19 protein-coding genes are annotated in these 19,980 nt (G+C 72.8%); 15 read left to right on the top strand and 4 right to left on the bottom strand.

Annotated elements, in window-relative coordinates; genetic code table 11:
* The first annotated feature begins 454 nt into the window (after positions 1 to 454).
* From ABZ490_RS49260 to ABZ490_RS49250, 3 genes are read left to right on the top strand one after another with little or no spacing between them, the layout of a single operon-like run.
* A complete protein-coding gene (locus tag ABZ490_RS49260; protein ID WP_359006584.1) occupies positions 455 to 1,156 on the top strand; it encodes a GntR family transcriptional regulator in 702 nt (233 codons plus the stop codon).
* Positions 1,157 to 1,213: 57 nt separating this feature from the next.
* Positions 1,214 to 2,092: an NAD-dependent epimerase/dehydratase family protein gene (locus tag ABZ490_RS49255; protein WP_359006582.1), complete on the top strand. Its 879-nt coding sequence runs from the start codon at positions 1,214 to 1,216 to the stop codon at positions 2,090 to 2,092.
* Positions 2,093 to 2,130: 38 nt separating this feature from the next.
* Positions 2,131 to 2,595 carry an SRPBCC family protein gene (locus ABZ490_RS49250; protein ID WP_359006579.1) on the top strand — a complete coding sequence of 155 codons (465 nt, stop codon included), beginning with the start codon at positions 2,131 to 2,133 and terminating at the stop codon, positions 2,593 to 2,595.
* A 36-nt stretch (positions 2,596 to 2,631) separates the two neighbouring features.
* Here ABZ490_RS49250 and ABZ490_RS49245 read toward each other — a convergent pair whose 3' ends face one another.
* Entirely contained in the window at positions 2,632 to 2,913 is a 282-nt protein-coding gene (locus ABZ490_RS49245; protein WP_359006576.1) for a hypothetical protein, read from the bottom strand.
* A gap of 38 nt (positions 2,914 to 2,951) precedes the next feature.
* On the bottom strand, positions 2,952 to 4,196 hold the full coding sequence (locus ABZ490_RS49240) for an MFS transporter (RefSeq protein WP_359006574.1): 1,245 nt from the start codon (positions 4,194 to 4,196) through the stop codon (positions 2,952 to 2,954).
* Between the two features lie 146 nt (positions 4,197 to 4,342).
* Between ABZ490_RS49240 and ABZ490_RS49235 the strand changes: the two genes are divergently transcribed.
* The 6 genes from ABZ490_RS49235 (at position 4,343) to ABZ490_RS49210 (ending at position 9,052) form a co-directional block, all read left to right on the top strand.
* Positions 4,343 to 5,137, top strand: a complete 795-nt coding sequence (locus tag ABZ490_RS49235) for an SDR family oxidoreductase (protein ID WP_359006571.1) — start codon at positions 4,343 to 4,345, stop codon at positions 5,135 to 5,137.
* 138 nt (positions 5,138 to 5,275) lie between these two features.
* On the top strand, positions 5,276 to 6,643 hold the full coding sequence (locus ABZ490_RS49230; protein WP_359006568.1) for an MFS transporter: 1,368 nt from the start codon (positions 5,276 to 5,278) through the stop codon (positions 6,641 to 6,643).
* Between the two features lie 23 nt (positions 6,644 to 6,666).
* Positions 6,667 to 7,173 carry a hypothetical protein gene (locus ABZ490_RS49225; protein WP_359006565.1) on the top strand — a complete coding sequence of 169 codons (507 nt, stop codon included), beginning with the start codon at positions 6,667 to 6,669 and terminating at the stop codon, positions 7,171 to 7,173.
* 68 nt (positions 7,174 to 7,241) lie between these two features.
* Entirely contained in the window at positions 7,242 to 7,739 is a 498-nt protein-coding gene (locus tag ABZ490_RS49220) for a VOC family protein (RefSeq protein ID WP_359006562.1), read from the top strand.
* On the top strand, positions 7,736 to 8,569 hold the full coding sequence (locus tag ABZ490_RS49215) for an SDR family oxidoreductase (RefSeq protein WP_359006559.1): 834 nt from the start codon (positions 7,736 to 7,738) through the stop codon (positions 8,567 to 8,569). Before ABZ490_RS49220 ends, ABZ490_RS49215 begins: the two co-directional genes overlap by 4 nt.
* Positions 8,570 to 8,632: 63 nt before the next feature.
* Positions 8,633 to 9,052: a hypothetical protein gene (locus tag ABZ490_RS49210; protein ID WP_359006556.1), complete on the top strand. Its 420-nt coding sequence runs from the start codon at positions 8,633 to 8,635 to the stop codon at positions 9,050 to 9,052.
* Positions 9,053 to 9,226: 174 nt separating this feature from the next.
* On the opposite strand, the gene ABZ490_RS49205 is transcribed toward ABZ490_RS49210, so the two are convergent.
* On the bottom strand, positions 9,227 to 9,577 hold the full coding sequence (locus tag ABZ490_RS49205; RefSeq protein WP_359006553.1) for a hypothetical protein: 351 nt from the start codon (positions 9,575 to 9,577) through the stop codon (positions 9,227 to 9,229).
* Between the two features lie 179 nt (positions 9,578 to 9,756).
* Here ABZ490_RS49205 and ABZ490_RS49200 point away from each other — a divergent pair, with 179 nt between their 5' ends.
* From ABZ490_RS49200 to ABZ490_RS49185, 4 genes are all read left to right on the top strand, one after another.
* Complete coding sequence (locus ABZ490_RS49200; protein WP_359006550.1) at positions 9,757 to 11,118, top strand: RICIN domain-containing protein; 1,362 nt, start codon at positions 9,757 to 9,759, stop codon at positions 11,116 to 11,118.
* Between the two features lie 142 nt (positions 11,119 to 11,260).
* On the top strand, positions 11,261 to 11,935 hold the full coding sequence (locus ABZ490_RS49195; protein WP_359006547.1) for a sigma-70 family RNA polymerase sigma factor: 675 nt from the start codon (positions 11,261 to 11,263) through the stop codon (positions 11,933 to 11,935).
* Positions 11,932 to 13,029 (top strand): CU044_5270 family protein, encoded by a 1,098-nt coding sequence (locus ABZ490_RS49190; RefSeq protein ID WP_359006544.1) that lies wholly within the window; start codon positions 11,932 to 11,934, stop codon positions 13,027 to 13,029. Before ABZ490_RS49195 ends, ABZ490_RS49190 begins: the two co-directional genes overlap by 4 nt.
* A 448-nt stretch (positions 13,030 to 13,477) precedes the next feature.
* A complete protein-coding gene (locus ABZ490_RS49185; RefSeq protein ID WP_359006541.1) occupies positions 13,478 to 15,604 on the top strand; it encodes a SpoIIE family protein phosphatase in 2,127 nt (708 codons plus the stop codon).
* A 134-nt stretch (positions 15,605 to 15,738) separates the two neighbouring features.
* Here the strand turns inward: ABZ490_RS49185 and ABZ490_RS49180 are convergent, their stop codons facing one another.
* Complete coding sequence (locus tag ABZ490_RS49180; protein WP_359006538.1) at positions 15,739 to 16,803, bottom strand: SUMF1/EgtB/PvdO family nonheme iron enzyme; 1,065 nt, start codon at positions 16,801 to 16,803, stop codon at positions 15,739 to 15,741.
* A 325-nt stretch (positions 16,804 to 17,128) separates the two neighbouring features.
* On the opposite strand from ABZ490_RS49180, the gene ABZ490_RS49175 reads away from it, so the two are divergent.
* Positions 17,129 to 18,271: a LacI family DNA-binding transcriptional regulator gene (locus tag ABZ490_RS49175; protein WP_359006535.1), complete on the top strand. Its 1,143-nt coding sequence runs from the start codon at positions 17,129 to 17,131 to the stop codon at positions 18,269 to 18,271.
* Positions 18,272 to 18,581: 310 nt separating this feature from the next.
* The gene (locus ABZ490_RS49170; RefSeq protein ID WP_359006532.1) at positions 18,582 to 19,979 is read left to right on the top strand and encodes an extracellular solute-binding protein; all 1,398 of its coding nucleotides are present in this window, start codon (positions 18,582 to 18,584) and stop codon (positions 19,977 to 19,979) included.
* Position 19,980: the final 1 nt, after the last annotated feature.

Here is a 19,980-nt window from a genome sequence, read left to right as displayed (position 1 = left end):
CTGCGAACTCGGCTTCCCGTGCCGCTCGCTGTCGGGAATGTGATCGACACCGAACGGCTCGACCTTCGTGACCGCACTGCCGTAGACCGGCGTCGGTGTTCCTTCTGTCATGCGGATGCTCCTGCTCTCCAGGGAAGGCGAGATGGCGAAGAAGGGCAGCTCTTGTATGGCAGAGGACGGTAAGGAGGACGTACAACCGTGTCAATACCCTCGCCACAAACACTCGAAATCCGCTGGTGAGAGCGGTGAACACACAGGTCGCAGCCGTTTCGGGAGGGCCGACTCTTGACGGGCCCCCTCCACCCTCCTAGCCTCACTTGCATGGCACAGGGAAGCGAACCTGGCCACTACCCCCCGATGGGGGCGGAGACGCTTGCATGGCAGGGAGAAAGCGCAGATCACAGGCGGTCCGCAGGTTGACGCCACGCCCCCGGCCGCACTACGTTCACGTACCATGCAACAACCCAGTGGGCGGGCGCGGAAACCGCTGCAGCAGACCAGCATGCAGGCCCGGGTCGCCGAGGAGCTGCGTCAGATGATCATCACCGGTGAGCTGGCGCCGCGGTCCAGCCTGTCCGAGATGGCGCTGTCGGAGACCTTCGGGGTGAGCCGTACGCCGATCCGCGAGGCGCTGAAGCAGTTGCAGATCGAGGGCCTGGTGGAGGTACGGCCGCGGGTCGGCACCTTCGTCGCGGTGCCCTCGCGGCGGGAGATCACCGAGCTGTTCCAGATGAAGGAGCTGCTCGAGGGCGCGGCCGCCCGGCTGCTGGCGCTGCGGGGCGCGGTACCGGAGACGGTCCGGCTGCAGGACAACATGCGCGAGGCCGACGAGGCCGTGCGCGCGGGCGACACCGACCGGTACGCGCAGCTCGTCCACGAGTTCCACGACCTGATCGTCACGGGTGCCGACAACACCAAGCTGGAGGCGCACTACCGGACGCTCATGAACCAGCTCGCCTACTCCCGGCTGGTGCGCACCTCGCTCGCCCAGCCGGGCCGGCTCAGCGAGTCCGACCACGAGCACCACCGGGTCGTCGACCTGATCCTGGCCAAGGACGGCGACGGCGCCGAGCGCGTCATGCGGGAGCATGTCCGCCGCAGCCACCAGGCGCTCATGGCCGGCATGGACGAGCGCCGACTGGACCACCAGGGCTGAGCGGGTCTCGGCCGCGGGCCACCCGACGCGCCCGCAGGCCGGCGGAAAGGGGTTCTCATGCGTGTCCTGGTCGCCGGTGCGACCGGTGCCGTCGGCAGGCTGCTCGTCCCGATGCTCGTCGCGGCCGGGCACGAGGTCACGGCGCTCTCCCGGACCCCGGCCGGGGTCGAGCGGATCCGGGGCCTGGGGGCGATCGGGGTGCGGGCGGACGCGCTGGACGCGACGGGACTGCGCCAGGCGGTCCGCTCGGCCTCGCCGGACGTCGTCATGCACCAGCTCACCGACCTCTCCGACGCGGACGGGACCGCCAACGGCCGACTGCGTCGCGAGGGCACCCGGAACCTGGTGGACGCGGCGAAGGCGGCGGGGGTCGGGCGGATCGTCGCGCAGTCGATCTCCTGGGCCTACGCGCCGGGCGAGGGCCCCGCCGCCGAGTCGGTGCCGCTCGACGGCACGGCCACCGAGCCCCGGGCGCGGACGGTCGCCGCCGTCAGGGCCCTGGAGGAGACCGCGGCCGAGCTGGAGACGGCGGTCGTGCTGCGCTACGGGCTGCTGTACGGGCCCGGCACCTGGTACGCACCGGGCGGGGCGCTCGCTGCGGCGCTGGCCGGCGACCGGTCGGCGCGGTTCCTGGGGAGCACCGTCGCGAACGACGCGGTCGGCTCCTTCGTACACGTCGCCGACGCGGCGGGCGCGGCGGTGGCCGCACTCGACTGGCCGGGCGGGGCGGTCAACGTCGTGGACGACGAGCCCGCCCCCGCACGCGCGTGGCTTCCGGCCCTGGCCCGAGCACTCGGGGTGCCCGCGCCCGAGCCGGTGACGGGCCGTCAGGAGTGGGAACGCGGCGCGCTCAACGCGCTGGCGCGCAGCAGGGGTTGGCGGCCGGCGCGGCCGACCTGGCGGACCGGATTCGCCGATCAGATGGTCCGGGGGTGAACTCGGGTTCCCGGGGGAGCCACCGTACCGTGTGAGGCATGAAGTCTGTCACTGTGTCGATCGACGTACCGCAGACGCCCGAGCAGGCCTACGACTTCCTCGACGTCATGGCGCACCATGAGCGGTTCACCGACCACTATCTGACCGGCTGGCGGTACGGCGGTCCGGACCGCGGCGTCGGATCGCGCGCCACGGTCACCGTCGCGCTGGGCGGTGTGCGGACCGAGGTGGACATCGAGGTCGTCGAGTCCGACCGGCCACGGCGCCTCGTCGAACGCAACGTCAGCGCGGGCGGCCGGCGCCTGGCCCACGGCACCTACACGATCGAGGCGCTGCCCGGCGGCGGCAGCCGTGTCGCGTTCACGTACGCCTGGGTGCGGGCCCCGCTGGCCGACCGGCTGCTGGCGCCGGTCGTCCGGTCCACGATGCGGCGCGCCAACCGCACCGTGATGCGGCGGCTGGCCGCCGAGCTGGCGCGTCACGTGTCCGCCGGCGGCGCCTGACGGCGTGCCCGGGTGCGGTGACCGGGGCGCCGGCGGTCAGACCTCCTCCGCGGGCTCCTCGGTCTTCGCGTTCTCCTCCTGGGCCATGCGCAGGAAGCGCCGGATCGCCTCGGGCGCCATGTCGAGCCCCTCGGACGCGGACTTCTCGTCGCCGAACACCTGCACCGCCTCGGCGACCGCCACGGCCAGTTCGGACTCCGCCTTGCGGACCTTGGCCTCGGCCTTGTCCACCGTGTCGACCACCGAGAGCTGGCGGCGCTGCTTCTCCTGGAGCCTCTGCTTGCGGGAGAGCGTCTTGTCAGAATTCTGCACAGTCACGACCAAGATCATAAACGGGCGGGGCACATCGGGGGAAATCAGCAACTCGCCTGCTTCGCAAGGGCGTTGTCGGCCCGAGCCCCACGGGTGGGCGACAGGGCCAGCACGAGTGCCTGGGCGACCGCCCCCGTCAGTCCGACCGTCAGGGCGAAGCGGTGGCCGATCCGGTCGGCGAGGATGCCGCCGAGGGGTGCGCCGATCGCGACCATGCCCCAGTTCATCGAGCGGATCGTCGCGTTCATCCGTCCGCGCAGCCGGTCGGGCGTCACCGACTGCCGGTAGCTCATCTCCACCGGGCTCTCGACGCCGATCGCCAGGGAGACGGTGAAGTAGGCGAGCGCGACGGAGGCGAGGGCCCACGGTCCGCGCTGGGCCAGGACCAGGGGCAGCCAGCCGACCGCGGCCACCACCCGGAAGACGATCAGGGTGGCGCCGACCTCCAGTCGCCGCACGATCCGCCCGGAGAGCGCACCGCCGAGGACGGCGCCGACACCGGCACAGGCGTAGGTGACCCCCAGCCCGAAGCTCCCGATCCTCAGCCCGTGCAGGGCGAAGACCACGAAGACCGTGCTCACCATGCTGTTGAACAGGAGCATCGCGTGCGAGGTCAGGGCGATGGACGCCAGGGTGCGATGCCGGTAGACCCAGGCCAGTCCCTCGCGCAGCTCGCTGCCCACGCTGCGCCGCGCGCCGCGCTCGGGAACCGGATCGGGTGCCTTCACCGAGGCGAGGAACAGCCCCGACATCAGATAGGTGAGGGCGTCCACCAGCACGGCGAGCGGCGCCCCCATGATCTTGATCAGCACCCCGGCGACGAGGGGTCCGGTCGAGCCCGCCACCGCCCCGGCCTGTTCCACCCGGGCGTAGGCGGCGTTGAGCAGGTTCTCGGGGACCAGCCGCGGCACGTACGACTGGTTCGCCGCCTCGAACAGCAGGGACAGCACACCGACGGCGAAGACGCACGCGCACACCGCCGGGATGCTGAGCCGGTCCAGCGCGTACAGCACGGGTATTGCACCGAGCAGGACCGCCCGCCCAAGATCCGTGCCGACCATCAGCGGCCCCCGCCGGCAGCGGTCGACCAGCACGCCGGCCACGAGTCCGAAGAGCAGATACGGCAGCCAGCGGGCGGCGTTGACGATGCCCACCTCCGTGGCGGAGGCGCCCAGTGTCACCGCGACGAGGACCTGGAGGGCCAGGCCCGTGACCTGGGAGCCGAGGGCGGACACCGCCGAGGCGGTCCAGAAGCGTACGTACCCGGGGACTTCCACGAGGCGCGGCATGATCGGACCGTATCAGTGCGGCCGTTCGGGGTCCGGAGCAGCCAACACCGTTGCTTACATGGGCAGTTCAGCGCGGAGGTGGACCGGGCCCCGCGCACGGGAAATGCGATTGACCCCGCGATGCCGGTCGTGGACGATCCCGGTCCGTGACGACGAACAGCGATCAGGACCGGTCCGCCCACGCTGCCGGCCGCCCGCTCGCCCTGGTCACCGGGGTGGGGCGGACCGTCGGCATCGGTGCGGGCATCGCGCGCAGACTGGCCGCGTCGGGCTGGGACATCGCCTTCACCTACTGGGCGCCGTACGACGACCGCATGGAATGGGGCAGGGAGTCCGGCGCGGCCGCGGCCATCGGCCGGACGCTGGCGGAGGCCGGTGCGCGCTGCGCGGCGATCGAGGCGGATCTCGCCGATCCGGAGGCTCCGGCGCGGGTCTTCGACGTGGCCGAGGAACGCCTGGGGTGTCCCGTCACCGCGCTGGTGATGTGTCACTGCGAGTCGGTCGACTCGGGGCTGCTGGACACCACCGTCGAGAGCTTCGACCGGCACTTCGCGGTCAACGCGCGCGCCTCCTGGCTGCTGATCCGCGAGTTCGGACGCCGCTTCACCGCGGCCCCGGGGACCGGTCGGATCATCGGCCTGACCAGTGATCACACCGTCGGTAACCTTCCCTACGGCGCGAGCAAGGGCGCCCTGGACCGCATCACCCTGGCCGCGGCCCGCGAACTCGCCCATCTCGGGGTGACCGCCAACGCGATCAACCCCGGGCCGGTCGACACCGGCTGGATGTCGGAGGAGATCAGGGACCACTGCGTCCGCGGCACACCGCTCGGCCGGCTCGGGACCCCGCGGGACACCGCGCACCTCGTGGACTTCCTGTGCTCGGACGAGGGCGGGTGGATCAACGGCCAGCTGCTGATGAGCAACGGCGGTCTCGCGTAGGGCCGCATACGGGGGCCGCACACGAGGGCCGACCGGTGCGACTCGGCTGCCGCAACGCCGTACTGCCCTACCGCCGGATAAATGTCACGTAATGTGGCGATGCTGTCGATTCTTCGCGGGCGGGATGGAGCTGAGGCCGTGACGGGCGGGGAGTCGGCCGGGCAGCGGGCGTGGGCACCGCTGCTGGCGGTGTGCGCCGGGTACTTCATGGTCATCCTGGACGTGACCGTCATCAACGTGGCGGTCCCGGTGATCGGCCGGGAGCTGTCGGCCTCGCTCACCGGCATCCAGTGGACCACCGACGGCTACACCCTGGTCTTCGCCGGGTTCCTGCTGACGGGCGGCGCGCTGGGCGACCGGCTGGGGAACCGGCTGGTCTTCTGTCTGGGCGTGGGGGTGTTCACCGCCTCCTCGGCCGCCTGCGCCCTCGCCCCGAACGCCCTGTTCCTCATCGTCGCGCGGCTGGTCGAGGGGCTCGGCGCGGCGTTGATCGTGCCCGGTTCGCTGGCCCTGCTCCAGCAGGCCTACCCGGCGCCCGGCGCCCGCGCGCGGGCTTTCGGGCTGTGGGGGTCGATGGCGGGCATCGCGGCGTCGGCCGGGCCGCTGCTCGGCGGGCTGCTCGTGTCCACGGTGGGCTGGCGGTGGGTGTTCCTGATCAACCTGCCCGTCGGCGCGGCCTGTCTGGCACTGACGCTGCGGCACGTGGCCCGCTCGCCCCGGCACCCGGCCCGGGTGATGGACTGGCCGGCGCAGTGCGCCGTCGTGGCGGCCGTGGCCCTGCTGACCGCCGCGCTCAACGAGGCCGGACGGCGCGGCTGGTCCGATCCGGCCGTGCTGGCCGGGATCGGTCTGGCGGTGCTCGCGGCCGTGGCCTTCGCGGTGCGCGAGCGGCTCGCCCGCACCCCCGTGCTGCCGCTGGACCTGCTGCGGTCCCGTGCGCTCAGCGGCGGTGCCGTGATCGGCCTGCTGTTCAACTTCGCCTTCTACGGCATGGTGTTCACCGCCAGCGTCGGCTTCCAGCAGCAGCGCGGCTACAGCGCCCTCGCGACCGGGCTGGCGCTGTTCCCCGCGGTGGCGATGACCACGTTCGCCTCCGTCCTGTCCGGGCGGCTCACCCGCCGTACCGGCGACCGTCCGCTGGTGGTCGCCGGCATGCTCACCGCCGCCCTCGGGCTGGCCGGCTGGGCGGCCGCCGGTGCGGACCCCGCCTACGCGCTGCTCGTCGCCCCCATGATGGCCGCCGGCTTCGGCACGTCCTTCGCCCTGACGGGGACGACGACCACGGTCATGTCCGCCGCTCCCCCGGGCTACGCGGGAACCGCCTCCGCCCTCTTCAACACCACACGTCAACTCGGCAGCGCCACCGCGGTCGCCCTCGGCGGCAGCCTCCTCGCCACGGCGACGGACCCCGCCACCGGACTGCGCGTCAGCATGGCCGCCGGCGCCCTCGCGTACGTCACGGCCGCGGGCCTCGCCTGGCGGTGCGTACCCCCTCGGCGGGGGTGACGCGGGGCCGCTACCGTGCGGCCATGCCGGATCACACGGAGCTTCCCCTGCTCTTCCTGGATGTCGACGGAACGGTCCTGCCGTACGCCGGCGCGCTGCTGCCCTCGACCCCTCAGGGGTGGGACGCCTGGGAGGACGTGTCGAATCCTCAGCTGGCGAGGATCGACCCGGGACACGGCCCTCGGCTGCTGGCGCTCCCCTGCGTCCTGATGTGGGCCACCGCCTGGATGGCCAGGGCCAACGAGGTGATGGCGCCGCTGCTCGGACTGCCCGCGCTGCCGGTGGCGGGGCTGCCGCAGGCGCCCATGGAGGACGCGGCGGGCGCGCTGCACTGGAAGACGCGCGCCCTGGTCCGGCTGGCGGCGGGGCGCCCGTTCGCCTGGGTGGACGACGAGATCACCGATCTCGACCATGCCTGGGTGTCCACGCACCATCGGGGGCGTGCCCTGCTGCGCCGCGTCGACTCCGGCACCGGACTCACGGCGTCCGACTTCGCCGTCCTGGAGGCCTGGTTGCGCGGGGACGCCTGAAGGCAGCCGACTTTCCGCACGCCGCACCCTTGTCGGCCTCCGCACCCCGATGCCAGAATCTTGTTCTCGTGAGAGAGAACAGCGTTTTCGGAGTGCGGGCGGCGGACCTGTTCCACGTCGGACTGGTCGTCGACGACGTCGGCTCGGCCGCGGCCGAGCTGTCGGCGCTGTGGGGATACACCTGGTGCGAGGAGCTCGCCGGCCGGTCGCACGTGGTGCTGCCGGAGGGCGGGACGGACCTCGAACTCCGGTCGGTGTACTCGGTGACCACCCCCCGCGTCGAGCTGGTCCGGAGCATCCCCGGCACCCTGTGGCAGCCCGCCGACTCGGGCGTCCACCACCTCGGTTACTGGTCGGACGACGTGGCCGCCGACTCGGCGGCGCTCGTCCGGCGGGGCCATCCGTGCGAGGCCCTGGGGGTACGCCCGGACGGCACCGCGCACTGGGCGTTCCACCGGGGTCCGCAGGGGCCGCGCATCGAGCTGGTGACCCGCGCGCTCCAGCCGGTCCTGGAGCGCATCTGGGCCACGGGCGGATCGACCGTCGTGCAGGAGGAGGGCCGATGACGACCGTGGGCGTGGTGACCGGGGGCGGCCGGGGCATGGGGCTGGCGTGCGCGCGCCGGCTGACCGGCCGCGTCGACCGGCTGCTGGTGGTCGACCGTGACGCGGCGGGCGCGGCAGCCGCCGCGGAGGAACTGTCCGGAGCCGGTACGGTCGTGGAACCGGTCGGGCTCGACATCACCGACGGCGCGGGACTCACCGGACTGGCCCGGCGCGTGGGTGCGCTCGGCACGCTCCGGGCCGTGGCCCATGCCGCCGGTATCTCGCCGACCATGGGCGACTGGCGCCGCGTCCTCGCCGTCGACCTCGTCGGCACGGCCCTGCTGCACGAGGCGCTGCGCCCGCTGGTCACCCGGGGGACGGCGATGGTGTGCTTCGCCTCGATGTCGGCGGACTTCGTACCGGCCGACGCCCCCGCGGCGGCGGAGGAGGCACTGGACGAGCCGCTCGACCCCCGCCTCCCGGACCGGCTGCGCGCCGCGCTGGGGCCGTCCGTGGAGGATCCGGGCACGGCGTACACCTGGGCCAAGCACGGCGTACGGCGCCTCGCGCGGCGCGAGGCGGTACGGGTCGGCGCGCTCGGCGGCCGGGTGTGCTCGGTGTCCCCCGGCATCATCGGCACACCACAGGGACGGCAGGAAGCGGCCCACCACCCGTCCATGCGGGCCATGGTCGAACGCACCCCGCTGGGCCGCGAGGGCCGCCCGGAGGAGGTCGCCGCGGTGGTCGCGTTCCTCCTCTCCGACGAGGCGTCCTTCCTGACGGGCGTGGACGTCCGGGTGGACGGCGGGGTGATCGCGGCGCTGCGCGGGGGTGCGCGGCCCGGCCCGTGAACCCCCGCACGGCGACGAGGGGTGGCCGCGCACCCTCCTCACCATGGGGGGACATGGGGGGGCATGGACCAAGTGGTGACGGGGTCCGTCAGCTACTCCGACGCGTGCCCGGCCTGCGGCGCGACGCCGGCATGTCGGGGCAATCAGGCCCTGACGGGCGGAAGGCTGCGGTGGGACGTCGAGTCGTCGTGCTCCGGCTGTGGTTTCGCCGTGGCGGTGTGCGGGGGCCGGATCCCGGACGAGCGGCGGGAGCAGCTCCTCGCCGAACACGGTCCCGCGCGGCTGTGCGTGGAGGGCGCGTCGGGGCAGGGGGTCGCCGTGCTGTGTGTGGTGCGGGCCGAGTTCGGGATGGATGTGGCGGGCGCTCGGGTCATGGCGGGGCGGGTGCTGAGCGGTGTGTACGGCGGCACGTTGTCCGAAGTGGATTGTCTGGCACGTAAGTTGAGGGACGCCGGTGTCGACACGGTGGCCGTTCGGGGCTAGGGCCTGTCGTTTGGATCAGGTCGGCTGGGCCGACGTCACGTTTCGGCCGACCCAAGCGGGGTGTGGTGCGTGCGGCTGCACGGCGGAGGAGGGCGGCGACGCGATGGGGGGTCCCCCCTCTGGGGGAGTGCGTGCCACACCCCCAGACGCGCGGCATGATCCAAACGACAGGCCCTAGAGGTGGCGTCGGGCCGCTTCGACGCTGTCGCCGCCGTTCGTGTTGAAGGCGATCGCGGCCCGGGGTGCGTGGCGGTGGACGAGGTTCAGGGTCTGCTCGAACAGGGGGAGGAGTTGTTCCGTCCTGCGGATGCCGGCGCCGATGACGACCACGTCCCAGCGGCGTTCGGCCAAGGACGTGACAAGCGTGCGCTCGGCGGAGCCGTCGAGGACGAGGAGGGTCATGGCTGCGTCGATGCCGTGGTCGCCGAACCGGGCCAGCTCGGCGTCGAGGGCCTCGCGCAGGGCCGTCCCGTCGATGCCGGGGATCGCCTGCGGGTCGTAACCGACGACGAGTACCGAAGTCATGGCGCGACTCTACCGGCAGCCGGCCGAGCGGGATGCGGCCCGACGAGCAAGCGGTGACTCTGCGTCAGATATGCAATCCTCACTGTGAGTTCAGGTGAGAAGCCTGGCGCCGGAGGGTGCTCGCGTTATGTCATGCCTCTGCCATCACACTGGAGTGCTGGAGTGGAAAGGAAACTCCTGTGCGTCTGCGCCCCCTGCGCTTTCTCTGCGGCTCCGCCGCGCTCGCCCTGGCCCTGCCGGTCCTGTCCCCCGGGCAGGCCACGGCGGCCGTCCCCGTCTCCTCGGTCTATCTGCAGAACTACGCCACCGGCCTGAACGCCGCCGACAGCGGCGGCACAGTCGCCGCCCACAACCCGAAGGGCAACGAGGACCACCAGCAGTGGACCCCGGTCGCGGTCGACGGCGGATACCAGTTGCGGAACTCCGACGAGTCCGGGACCTGCCTCAGCCGCAGCGGCACCTCCGCGGTGACCGCCTCCTGCGGCACGTCGGGCACCGTGTGGACGATCACCGCCGGCGCGGACAGCACGTACACCGTGACCGCCCCCGGCACCTCGCAGTACCTCACCGCGTCGTCCTCCGACTCCGGTGCCGTGGCGCTCGGTTCCGCCGGCGATCTCGCCCGCTGGTACCTCACCCCGGTGTCGTACGCGACCGCCGCGATGCCCTCCGCCGACACCCGCACCCTGGACCAGGTCACCTTCCTGACCTCGCACAACGCCTTCGCCAACGGCGTCGACGGCAACTTCGCCTCGTTCCCGGTGAATCTCTTCCCCAACCAGAACTACGGCATCAGCCGCCAGCTGAGCGACGGTGTGCGCGGGTTCATGCTGGACGACTACACCGTCTCCGGGAAGGCCGTGCTCTGCCACAACAGCTGTGACGGTGTCAGCAGCCCCGTCCCGCTCGCCACCGACCTTCAGCGCATGGTCGACTTCCTGAAGGCCAACCCGGGCCAGTTCGTCACCGTGTTCCTGGAGGACTACGCCTCCTCCGACGTGCTGAAGTCCTCGCTGGCCTCCGTCAGCGGCCTGTCCGACGTGCTGTACCGGCCCGACCAGGAGGGCGTGGCGGCCAAGGGCTGGCCAACCATGGCGGACCTCGCGGCGCGCGGCAAGCAGCTGCTGATCTTCAGCGACCGGACCCGGGCGAGCGACACCGCGAGCGGCTGGGCCACCCGTGACACCTTCGGCGTGATGTACCAGCGGGAGTGGACCGTCGAGAACTACTGGTCCATGGGCGGCGGGCTCGGCGGCTCCGACTGGTCCTGCTACAGCCGCTGGGGCACCGGCCGGCCGCTGACGGTGGACTCGGCCGCCTTCCACCCGCTGTTCGTGATGAACCACTTCCGGGACGCCACGATCAGCGGCACCGCCACGACGGACAACGGCAAGCTCCTCAACCGCGCGCAGAACTTCTGCACGCCCGCCGCGCGGAAGAAGCCCTCCTACGTCGCCGTGGACCGCTACGACCTGGGCTCCCCCACCCCGCTCAGCCAGGTCGGCACCCTCAACACGTACATCCTCGCACCGGGGCAGTGAGCGACCGCCCGCGGTGCCGTGAGGTGCCCGCGTGAGCCAGACTCGGGTGTGGACATGACCCGGTGATCACCGTGATCACCGTGGTCGGTGTGGCGAGTGTGGCGCAGGTCACGGGAAGGCGATACGGGGTGCCGGACAGCTCATGGACGTGAGCACTCATCTGCGTACCCGGGTTCGGGCCGGGGAATCGAGCGCGTTCGCGGAGCTGTTCGACGCGTACGCCCGCGCGGTCTACAACCATGCCTTCCGGCTGACCGCCGACTGGTCGGTGGCCGAGGACGTCATGGCGGCCACCTTCCTGGAGGCCTGGCGGCTGCGTGACCGGGTGGACCCCGAAGGCGGTTCCCTGCGCCCCTGGCTGCTGGGCATCGCCACCAACACCGCACGCAACCAGTACCGGAGCAACCGGCGTTACCGGGCCGCCGCGAACGCCGCCGCGGCGGCCGAGCTCTCGGTGCCCGACCACGCCGACGAGGTGGCCGACCGGGTCGACGACCGGCGCCGCCTGGCCACGGCCCTCACCGCCCTCGCCCGGCTGCGCCGGCCGGAGCGCGAGGTCGTCACGCTCTGCCTGGGCGAGGGCCTGGAGTACGAGGCCGCGGCGGAGGCGCTCGGGATCCCGGTGGGAACGGTGGCCTCGCGGCTCTCGCGGGCCCGCAGGAAGCTGCGTTCGCTCGCCGAGCCCGAGCCGGTCCGCCCCGGAAGCGGAAGACCGTACGAAAAAGTTCGCGGAATACGGGAAGGCGGCGGTCCCGCCCGACAGACAAGAGGTGATCGCACGACCGTGATCCGGCCCGCACAGGAGGGAAACCGATGAACGCGAACACGTCCGGGCAGAAGCCGGCCGAGCGGCCCGAGGGCAGCCCGCTCTTCTCCACGACCACGCGTGAACTGCCGCCGGGCCGCCACCAGTTCCACAAGGAGCGTCTGATGGCCCAGATCCACGACCTGCAGCAGGACGAGCGCACGGCGACCACGGCCCCCGCGCGGACCCGGCGGCTGCGGATCCCGCGCCCGGCGGTCACGCTGCCCGTGACGGCGGCCGCGGTGGCGGCGGCGGTCGTCGCCGGACTGGCGCTGTCCACCGGGGGCGGGGCGCGGGACGCCGGTGTCGCCACCGGACCGGCCCTGACCACGGAGATCGGCGCGGCCAGCGCCCGGGGCCTCCCTCAGCTGCTCGACCAGATCTCGCTGGCCGCGGCCGATGTGTCCGACCCGGACGTCGAGCCGGGGCAGTACGTCTACATCGAGTCCAAGACGGCCCAGACGTTCGTCCGGCACGACGGCGACGAGTCGAGCCTGGCCAGCCATCCGCTGCACCGGCGTCAGGTGTGGGAGTCGGCGGACGGCACCAAGGGCTGGCTGATCGACCCGGCCGTCAACGACAGCCCCGAGGGCGAGACCCTGAGCCTGCCCGACGAGCGGGGCAACACCCCGCGGGCGACGCTCAACGCTCCCTCGTACGACTTCCTCGCGAAGCTGACCACCGACCCCGACGCCCTGCTGGCCAAGATCTACAAGGAGACGAAGGGGCAGGGCAACACCCCCGACCAGCAGGCGTTCACCACCATCGGGGACCTGCTCGGCGAGAGCTACCCCCCGGCGGCGCTGTACTCGGCGCTGTTCAAGGCCGCCGCGAAGATCCCCGGTGTCGTCGTGGTCGACGACGCGGTGGACGCCGTGGGCCGGCACGGGGTGGCGGTGGCCCGGCTGGACGAGACCAGCGGACAGCGCGAGGAATGGATCTTCGACCGGAAGAGCCATGTCTTCCTCGGCGAACGCACCGTCCAGGTGGAGCAGGGCGAGGGGGACGACGCACTGGTCAAGCCCGGCACGGTGATCTACACCACCGCGATCCTGAAGCGGGCCGTCGTCGACGCCATGAAGCAGCCGCCGTCGCAGGCCGGCTGACCGACGGCGCCGCGCCAGGCCGGCTGACCGACTGCGCCGTCACAGGCCGCCGACCGATGCTGCCGTCGCAGGCCGGCTCACCCACGGCGCCGTGCCGGACCGGCTCACCCACGGCGCCAGGCCGGACCGGCTCACCCACGGCACCGCGCCAGACCGGCTCACCCGCGGCGCCAGGCCGGCTGACTGGCAGTGCCGTCCAGGGTCGGCCGGCCTGCGCGGCCTTCGAGCCGGAGCCGCGACGGGATCGGCCGGAGCGGTGCCGGGACGGGCCCGTGGCGGGGCGTCGGCAGCGGACATGCCGTCGCCCCGCCGCGGGCTTATGGTCCGTACATGGGGGCCGTTCCGTGTGCCCGGTCGGCGGCTCGTGAGTACTGGGGCCGGTGGTCGGCGTGTGCGCCGGCGGTCCGGCCGGGGCCCGCCGCGGACGGGGGTCCGGGAGGTCGGCAGCGTGCCGGGGGCTGAGGCCGTCGACGTCGGGGCCGGTCCGGAGCTGCTGCGGGCCGCCGTGGTGGAGGCGGTGCGGGAGACCGGCGCCTCCGTGACGGCGGTGTATCTGTTGCCGCCGGACGAGCCCGTGCTGCGGCTGGCGGTGCTGGGCGGGGCGTCGTACGACATCTCCCGGCCCTGGGCGCGGGTGGCGCTGGAGACCGCGTCACCGGTGTCGGACGCGGTCCGGGAGAACCGCCTGGTGTGGGTGGGCGGGCCGGAGGAGCTGGCGCGCCGCTATCCGCGTCTGGCGCTCGTGGTGCCGTACCGCTTCACGATGGCCGCCGCCCCCCTCACGACCGGCACGGACACCTGGGGCGGGCTGGTGCTCCAGTGGCCCGCCCGGCATCCGCCGCAGCTCAGCCCCGCCGAGCGCGACGCGGTGAGCGGGGCCTGCCGGCGGCTGGGGGCGCTGCTGCGGCTGGCCGCCGACGAGGGGCGTCCGGTACGGCCCGGCGCCGAGCCGCTGATGCTGTCCGCGCCGAGGGTGCGGACGGCGGACGCGGCCCAGGCGCAGGCCGCGGTCGACTTCGCCGAGCGGATCCCGGGCGGCTGTCTGTCCCTGGACGTGGACGGCAGGGTCGCCTTCGTCACCACCCGGGGTGCCGAACTGCTCGGGGCCGACGTCCCCGACCTGCTCGGCACCAAGCCGTGGGAGGCGCTGTCCTGGCTGGACGACCCGGTGGCCGAGGACAGCTACCGGGCGGCCGTGCTCAGCCGGGAACCCACCTCGTTCACCGCCCTGCGCCCACCGGACCGGTGGCTGTCGTTCCGGCTGGACCCGGACGCCTCCGGGGTCAGCGTGCACATCACCCCCGCCCACTCCGCCCACGCGCTCGCCCCGGTCGTGGAGCCGCCGCGCCCGGCTCCGGCCGCCGGGGCCACACCGGGTCGGGCCGTCACGCTGTACCACCTGATGCATCTGGCGGCCACGCTCACCGAGGCCGTCGGGGTCCGGGACGTGGTCGACCAGGTCGCCGACCAGGTGCTGCCCGCGTTCGGGGCGCGGGCGCTCGCGCTGATGACGGCGGAGGACGGCCGGCTGCGGATCATCGGGTACCGCGGATACCCGGCCGAGCTCATGGACCGGTTCGACGCCGCGCCGCTCGGTTCGGACACACCGGCCGTGCGGGCCCTGACCACGGGTGTCCCGGCGTTCTTCGCGTCCTTCGCCGAACTCAAGCGGGCCTATCCGCCCGCGGAGCTCCAGGACGGCATGTCCTCGTGGACCTTCCTGCCGCTGATCACCTCCGGACGGCCGGTCGGCTCCCTGGTCCTGGCGTACGACACACCGCACCTCTTCGCCCCCGAGGAGCGCGCCGTCCTCACCTCCACCGCCGGGCTGATCGCCCAGGCCCTCGACCGCGCACGGCTCTACGACGCCAAGCACCAGCTGGTCCACAACCTCCAGGCCGGTCTGCTGCCCCACACGCTGCCCGAGATCCCCGGGCTGGACGTGGCCGCCCGCTATCTGCCCGCCACCCGTGGCCTGGACATCGGCGGCGACTTCTACGACCTCATCCGCCTCGACGCCGACACGGCCGCCGCGGCGATCGGTGACGTCCAGGGCCACAACGTCAACGCCGCCGCCCTGATGGGGCAGGTCCGCACCGCCGTCCACGCCACCGCGGGCGTCTCCCCGGGCGAGGTCCTCACCCGCACCAACCGTCTCCTCACCGACCTCGACCCCGGCCTGTTCACCAGCTGTCTCTACGCCCACATCGACCTGGCCGCCCACCGGGCCTGCCTGGCCACGGCCGGGCATCCGCCGCCGCTGCTGCGCCACCCCGACGGCCGCGCCGAGATCCTGCGGGTGCCGCCGGGGCTCCTCCTCGGCATCGATCCGCGCGCCGACTACCCGTCGACGGAGATCCCGCTGCCACCGGGCTCGGTCCTGGTCCTGTTCACCGACGGACTGGTCGAGGCCCCGGGCATCGACCTCGGCGACGCCCTCGACGCCCTCGCCGACCGGCTCACCCGCAGCGGAGCCCGCACGATGAACGCCCTGGCCGACGCCCTCGTCCGCCACGCCCGCCGCTCCGCTCCGCGCAGCGACGACATCGCCCTGCTGCTCATCCGGTCACGCTGAGGTGGGGGGATGCGCACCCCGGCGGGTGAGCCGGGGGGTGCGCCCCCGGCAGCGGCCCGGCCCCACTGGACCGGACCGGACCGCGTTCCGTGCCGGAGCCGTCACCCCACCACGGCCTCACCCCGTCGTGGCCGTCACCCCGCCGTCGCCGCGACGCGGAAGCCGACCGTCGGGTAGCGGCCGGACGGGTCGCGGCCCTCGCCCCGGTAGACGGCGGTGCAGCTGTTGAGGTTGGCGTACCAGGAGCCGCCGCGGATGGCGTTGACCTGCTGGCCCATCTCGCCGCCGTGGGTGGCGGTGATGACGGAGGTGGTCCACTCCCAGCAGTTGCCGCACAGGTCCCAGACGCCGTCGGCGCTGACTCCGCCGGGGTAGGTGGTGACGGGCGTCGTGTAGCCGCCGCCCTCGGTGATCTCGTCGTAGACGTCGGTGTAGATGAAGCCCGTGCGGCTGGCGGTGACGTTCCAGCCGGCCACGGTGCCGGTGCTGCCGATGGAGAGGATCTCGGAGATCGGGAAGCTCCGGCCGTACAGGTCGGAGCCGGTGGCCGTGTAGGTGGCGAGGTCGGAGCCGTGTGCGGCGAGTTCGTAGGCCGCGCACACCGCCATGTAGTTGTAGTTGCTGGTGAGCACCAGGTCGGCGTAGGTGGTGCCGGCGGTGGCGCCCCAGGGGTAGCCGAGGCCGTCGGGGCCGGAGGCGGCGTTCTCCCACTCGGCCTCGGTGGGCAGCCGGAAGGTGAAGCCGTCGTCGGACGCGCGGTCGGTGAGCCAGGAGCAGTAGTCGGTGGCCGAGCCGAGGGAGACGGTCAGGACGGGGTGGTCGGCCTTTCCGGTGGGGTAGGTGCCGCTGTCCCAGTAGGGGGGCGTCTCATGGCCGGTGTCGGTGACGAACTCCAGGTACTGGGCGTTGGTGACCTCGTACGCGCCGAGCCAGTAGGCGGCGGTGATGGGCGAGGCCTCGCCCGAGCCGGCGGTCCCGGCGAGATCGGTCCCGAAGGTGAAGGACGGGTTGGCGGCGATCCCGGCCAGGTCCTGGCCGGCGACCGTGGTCGTGGTGGCGGTCGCGGCCGTGGCGGCGGTGGCGGTCGTCGTGCCCTGCGCGGCGACGGCGCGGGCCGGCCGTGCGAGGCCGGCGGCGCCCGTGACGGCGAGGAGGGCGAGGAGGGTCCTTCTGCTGATGCCTGGGGCGGTCGCGTTCATGACGGCTCCTGAGGGTGAGGACGTCGCGCGTCCCTGCGCGCATGGCTGATGCTCCATCAAGTGGCGCAATCTGTCGACACTTCGACCGTAACAGTCCCTTGGGTGGACCCTGTGAGGCTAAATGCGTCGACAGTTGCGCCGGAGTGGTGTATTCAGGCGCGTAAACCGTCTCCCACTCCGTTACGGTCCGACCCCTTGACGCCCTGCCTATGACTGCGTAGACATGACAGCGCAGACATGACTACGCAGTCAGACACGCTTCGCCGCGTGACGTCTGACATCATCAGTCCGCGAGTACGACCGTTCGGCCACACCGGGAGACACCATGACGCGAGCGACAGGGCGGGGCACCAGTTCCGCGGCGGCGCGCAGTGTGGACGTCGCCCGGCTGGCCGGGGTCTCGCAGAAGACGGTGTCGCGGGTCTTCAACGACGAGCCGTACGTGTCGGCCGACGTCCGCCGGCGGGTCCTGGAAGCGGCCGAGCAGCTCGGCTACCGGCGCAACAACGCCGCCCGCGCGCTGGCCTCCGGCCGCAGCCGCTCCATCGGCGTGGTCACCCTCGGCACGGCCCTGTACGGCCCCGCCTCGCTCCTCATGGGAGTCGAGCGGGTCGTCCGGGACACGGGCTACGCGCTCCGGGTCGTCAACACCGTGGAGGGCGACCCCGCCGGGGTGGCCGGCGCCGTGGACTCACTGCTCGACCAGGGCGTGGACGGCATCGTCATCTCCGAGCCGATCGACGAGACCGGCCCCGAGGGCGGGACGGCCCTGCGGGTCGACGTACCGGTCCTGGTGCTCGGCGCGCCCCCCGGACTCACCGCGCCCGCGGTGCTGACGGCCGGCGACGGCGCCGATGTCATGGCCCGTACGGCGACCGAACATCTGCTGAGCCTCGGGCACCCGACGGTCCATCACCTCGCCGGTCCGCAGCGGTGGTACGCCGCCCGGGACCGGTTGGAGGGATGGCGGGCCACGCTGACCGCCCACGGCAGGGAGCTGCCGCCGGTCGTCGAGGGCGACTGGTCGGCCGCCTCCGGCTACCGGGCGGGTCTCGAACTCGCCGCGGACGGCGATCTCACCGCCGTGTTCGTCGCCAACGACGACATGGCGATCGGGCTGATCCGCGCGCTGACGGAGGCCGGACTGCGGGTGCCGCAGGACGTGAGCGTCGTCGGCTTCGACGACGTCCCGGTCGCCGCCTACATCACTCCCCCGCTGACCACGGTGCGCCAGCCGTTCGACACCGTGGCCCAGGAGGGACTCAAGCGTCTCGTGCACGCCATCGAGAACCCCGACGCCGACCCCCTGCCGCCGAGCGACCCACCGGTCGACCTCGTCGTACGCGCCTCGACCGCGCCCCCCGCCGACCGGACGACCCCGGCCCGCGCGCGGCGCACCGCCTCCCGTACCGACGGAGGCGCACCCGCACCCCGGCCGACGAACGGAGGTCCGTCCAGTCGTCCCTGACCGGCCCACCGGCCCCTGAGCCCACGGCACCGCGCGTGACCGACGGTCGAGCCGCCGTCCCCGTCCCGCCCGTGCCCCGCCCCTTCACCCTCTTCACCTCGTCGCCCGCGCGCCCGTAGGGCCGCCCCTGACCGCAGCGGGCCCGCGACCCACCCTCACCCCCCATCGGCGTACCCGGCCCCGTCGGCGTACCCGCCCCGTGGACACGTCGCGCTCTCCCCGATGCACCGCTCTTCCCCCCTGGCTCTTCCCTTCACCCCCGCACGCCCTCGCCCGCGTGCCCCCTTCTTCGCCCCGGCGGGAGTCCACCATGCCCAGAAACACCTCCATGCCCTTCTCCGGCTCCGCCCCGATGAGCCGCCGACTCTTCCTCGCCACCACCGGAGCCCTGTCGCTCGGCGCCGCCCTGACCGCCTGCGGCGACAGCGGCTCCGGTGGTTCCTCCGCCTCCTCCAAGCCGGTCAGCCAGGCCGACATCGACAAGGCGATGAAGACGCCGACCGAGCTGACGTTCTGGACGTGGGTCCCGAACATCGACAAGGAGGTCGCCCTCTTCGAGAAGAAGTACCCGGCGATCAAGGTCAAGGTCGTCAACGCCGGTCAGGGCACCCCGCAGTACACCAAGCTGCGCACGGCCCTGAAGGCCGGCAGCGGCGCCCCCGACATGGTGCAGATCGAGTTCCAGGCCATCCCCACCTTCACCATCACCGACAGCCTGCTGGACCTGCGGCCGTACGGCGCCTCCGCCCTCAAGTCCACGTTCGTGGACTGGACCTGGAGCCAGGTCAGCGGCAGCAAGGGCGAGGTGTGGGCGATCCCGCAGGACACCGGCCCGATGGGCATGCTGTACCGGCAGGACATCTTCGACAAGCACGGCATCGACGTCCCCGGAACCTGGGACGAGTTCGCCGAGGCGGCCCGCAAGCTGCACAAGGCCGACCCGGACGTCTACCTCACCAACCTCGCGGCCAACCAGGTCGCCGCCTGGCACGGACTGCTGTGGCAGGCGGGCGCCAAGCCGTACGCCACCTCCGGCAAGAGCGACATCACCATCAGCGTCGACGACGCGGTGTCGAAGAAGCTCGGCGCCTACTGGGGCGGGCTGGCGAAGGAAGGCGTCATCGGGGTCGAGCCGGACTTCACCGACTCCTGGTACGCGGCCCTCAACAAGGGCAAGTACGCCACCTGGCTGACCGCGGCCTGGGGCCCGGTGTTCCTCTCCGGCTCCGCCAAGGCGACCTCCGGCAAGTGGCGGGCCGCCCCGCTGCCGCAGTGGGATGGCGCGAAGCCCAGCTCGGGCAACTGGGGCGGCTCCACCACCGCGGTCATCCGCTCCACCAAGAACCCCATCGCGGCGGCGCTCTTCGCGCAGTTCCTCAACAGCGACCCGGCCAGCGCCCGGATGTTCGCCACCGAGCAGTTCTTCTTCCCCGCGACCAAGGCGCTGCTCACGGACGCCGAGTTCACCGGCGACGCGCCCGCCTTCTACGGCGGCCAGAAGGTCAACCAGGTCTTCGCCGACATCAGCTCCACCGTCAACGCCGACTTCCAGTGGCCGCCGTTCCTCGACCAGGCGGCCACCGACTGGACGGAGACGGTCGGCAAGTCCCTCGCCGACAAGTCCGACACGGTCGCCGCCCTCGGCACCTGGGAGTCACGCCTGACCACGTACGCCAAGGGCCAGGGCTTCACCGTCAAGGGGAGCTGAC

The organism is Streptomyces sp. NPDC005811 (genome assembly GCF_040630405.1).
Taxonomy (GTDB): domain Bacteria; phylum Actinomycetota; class Actinomycetes; order Streptomycetales; family Streptomycetaceae; genus Streptomyces.
This window is presented reverse-complemented; position numbering and strand designations above follow the sequence as displayed.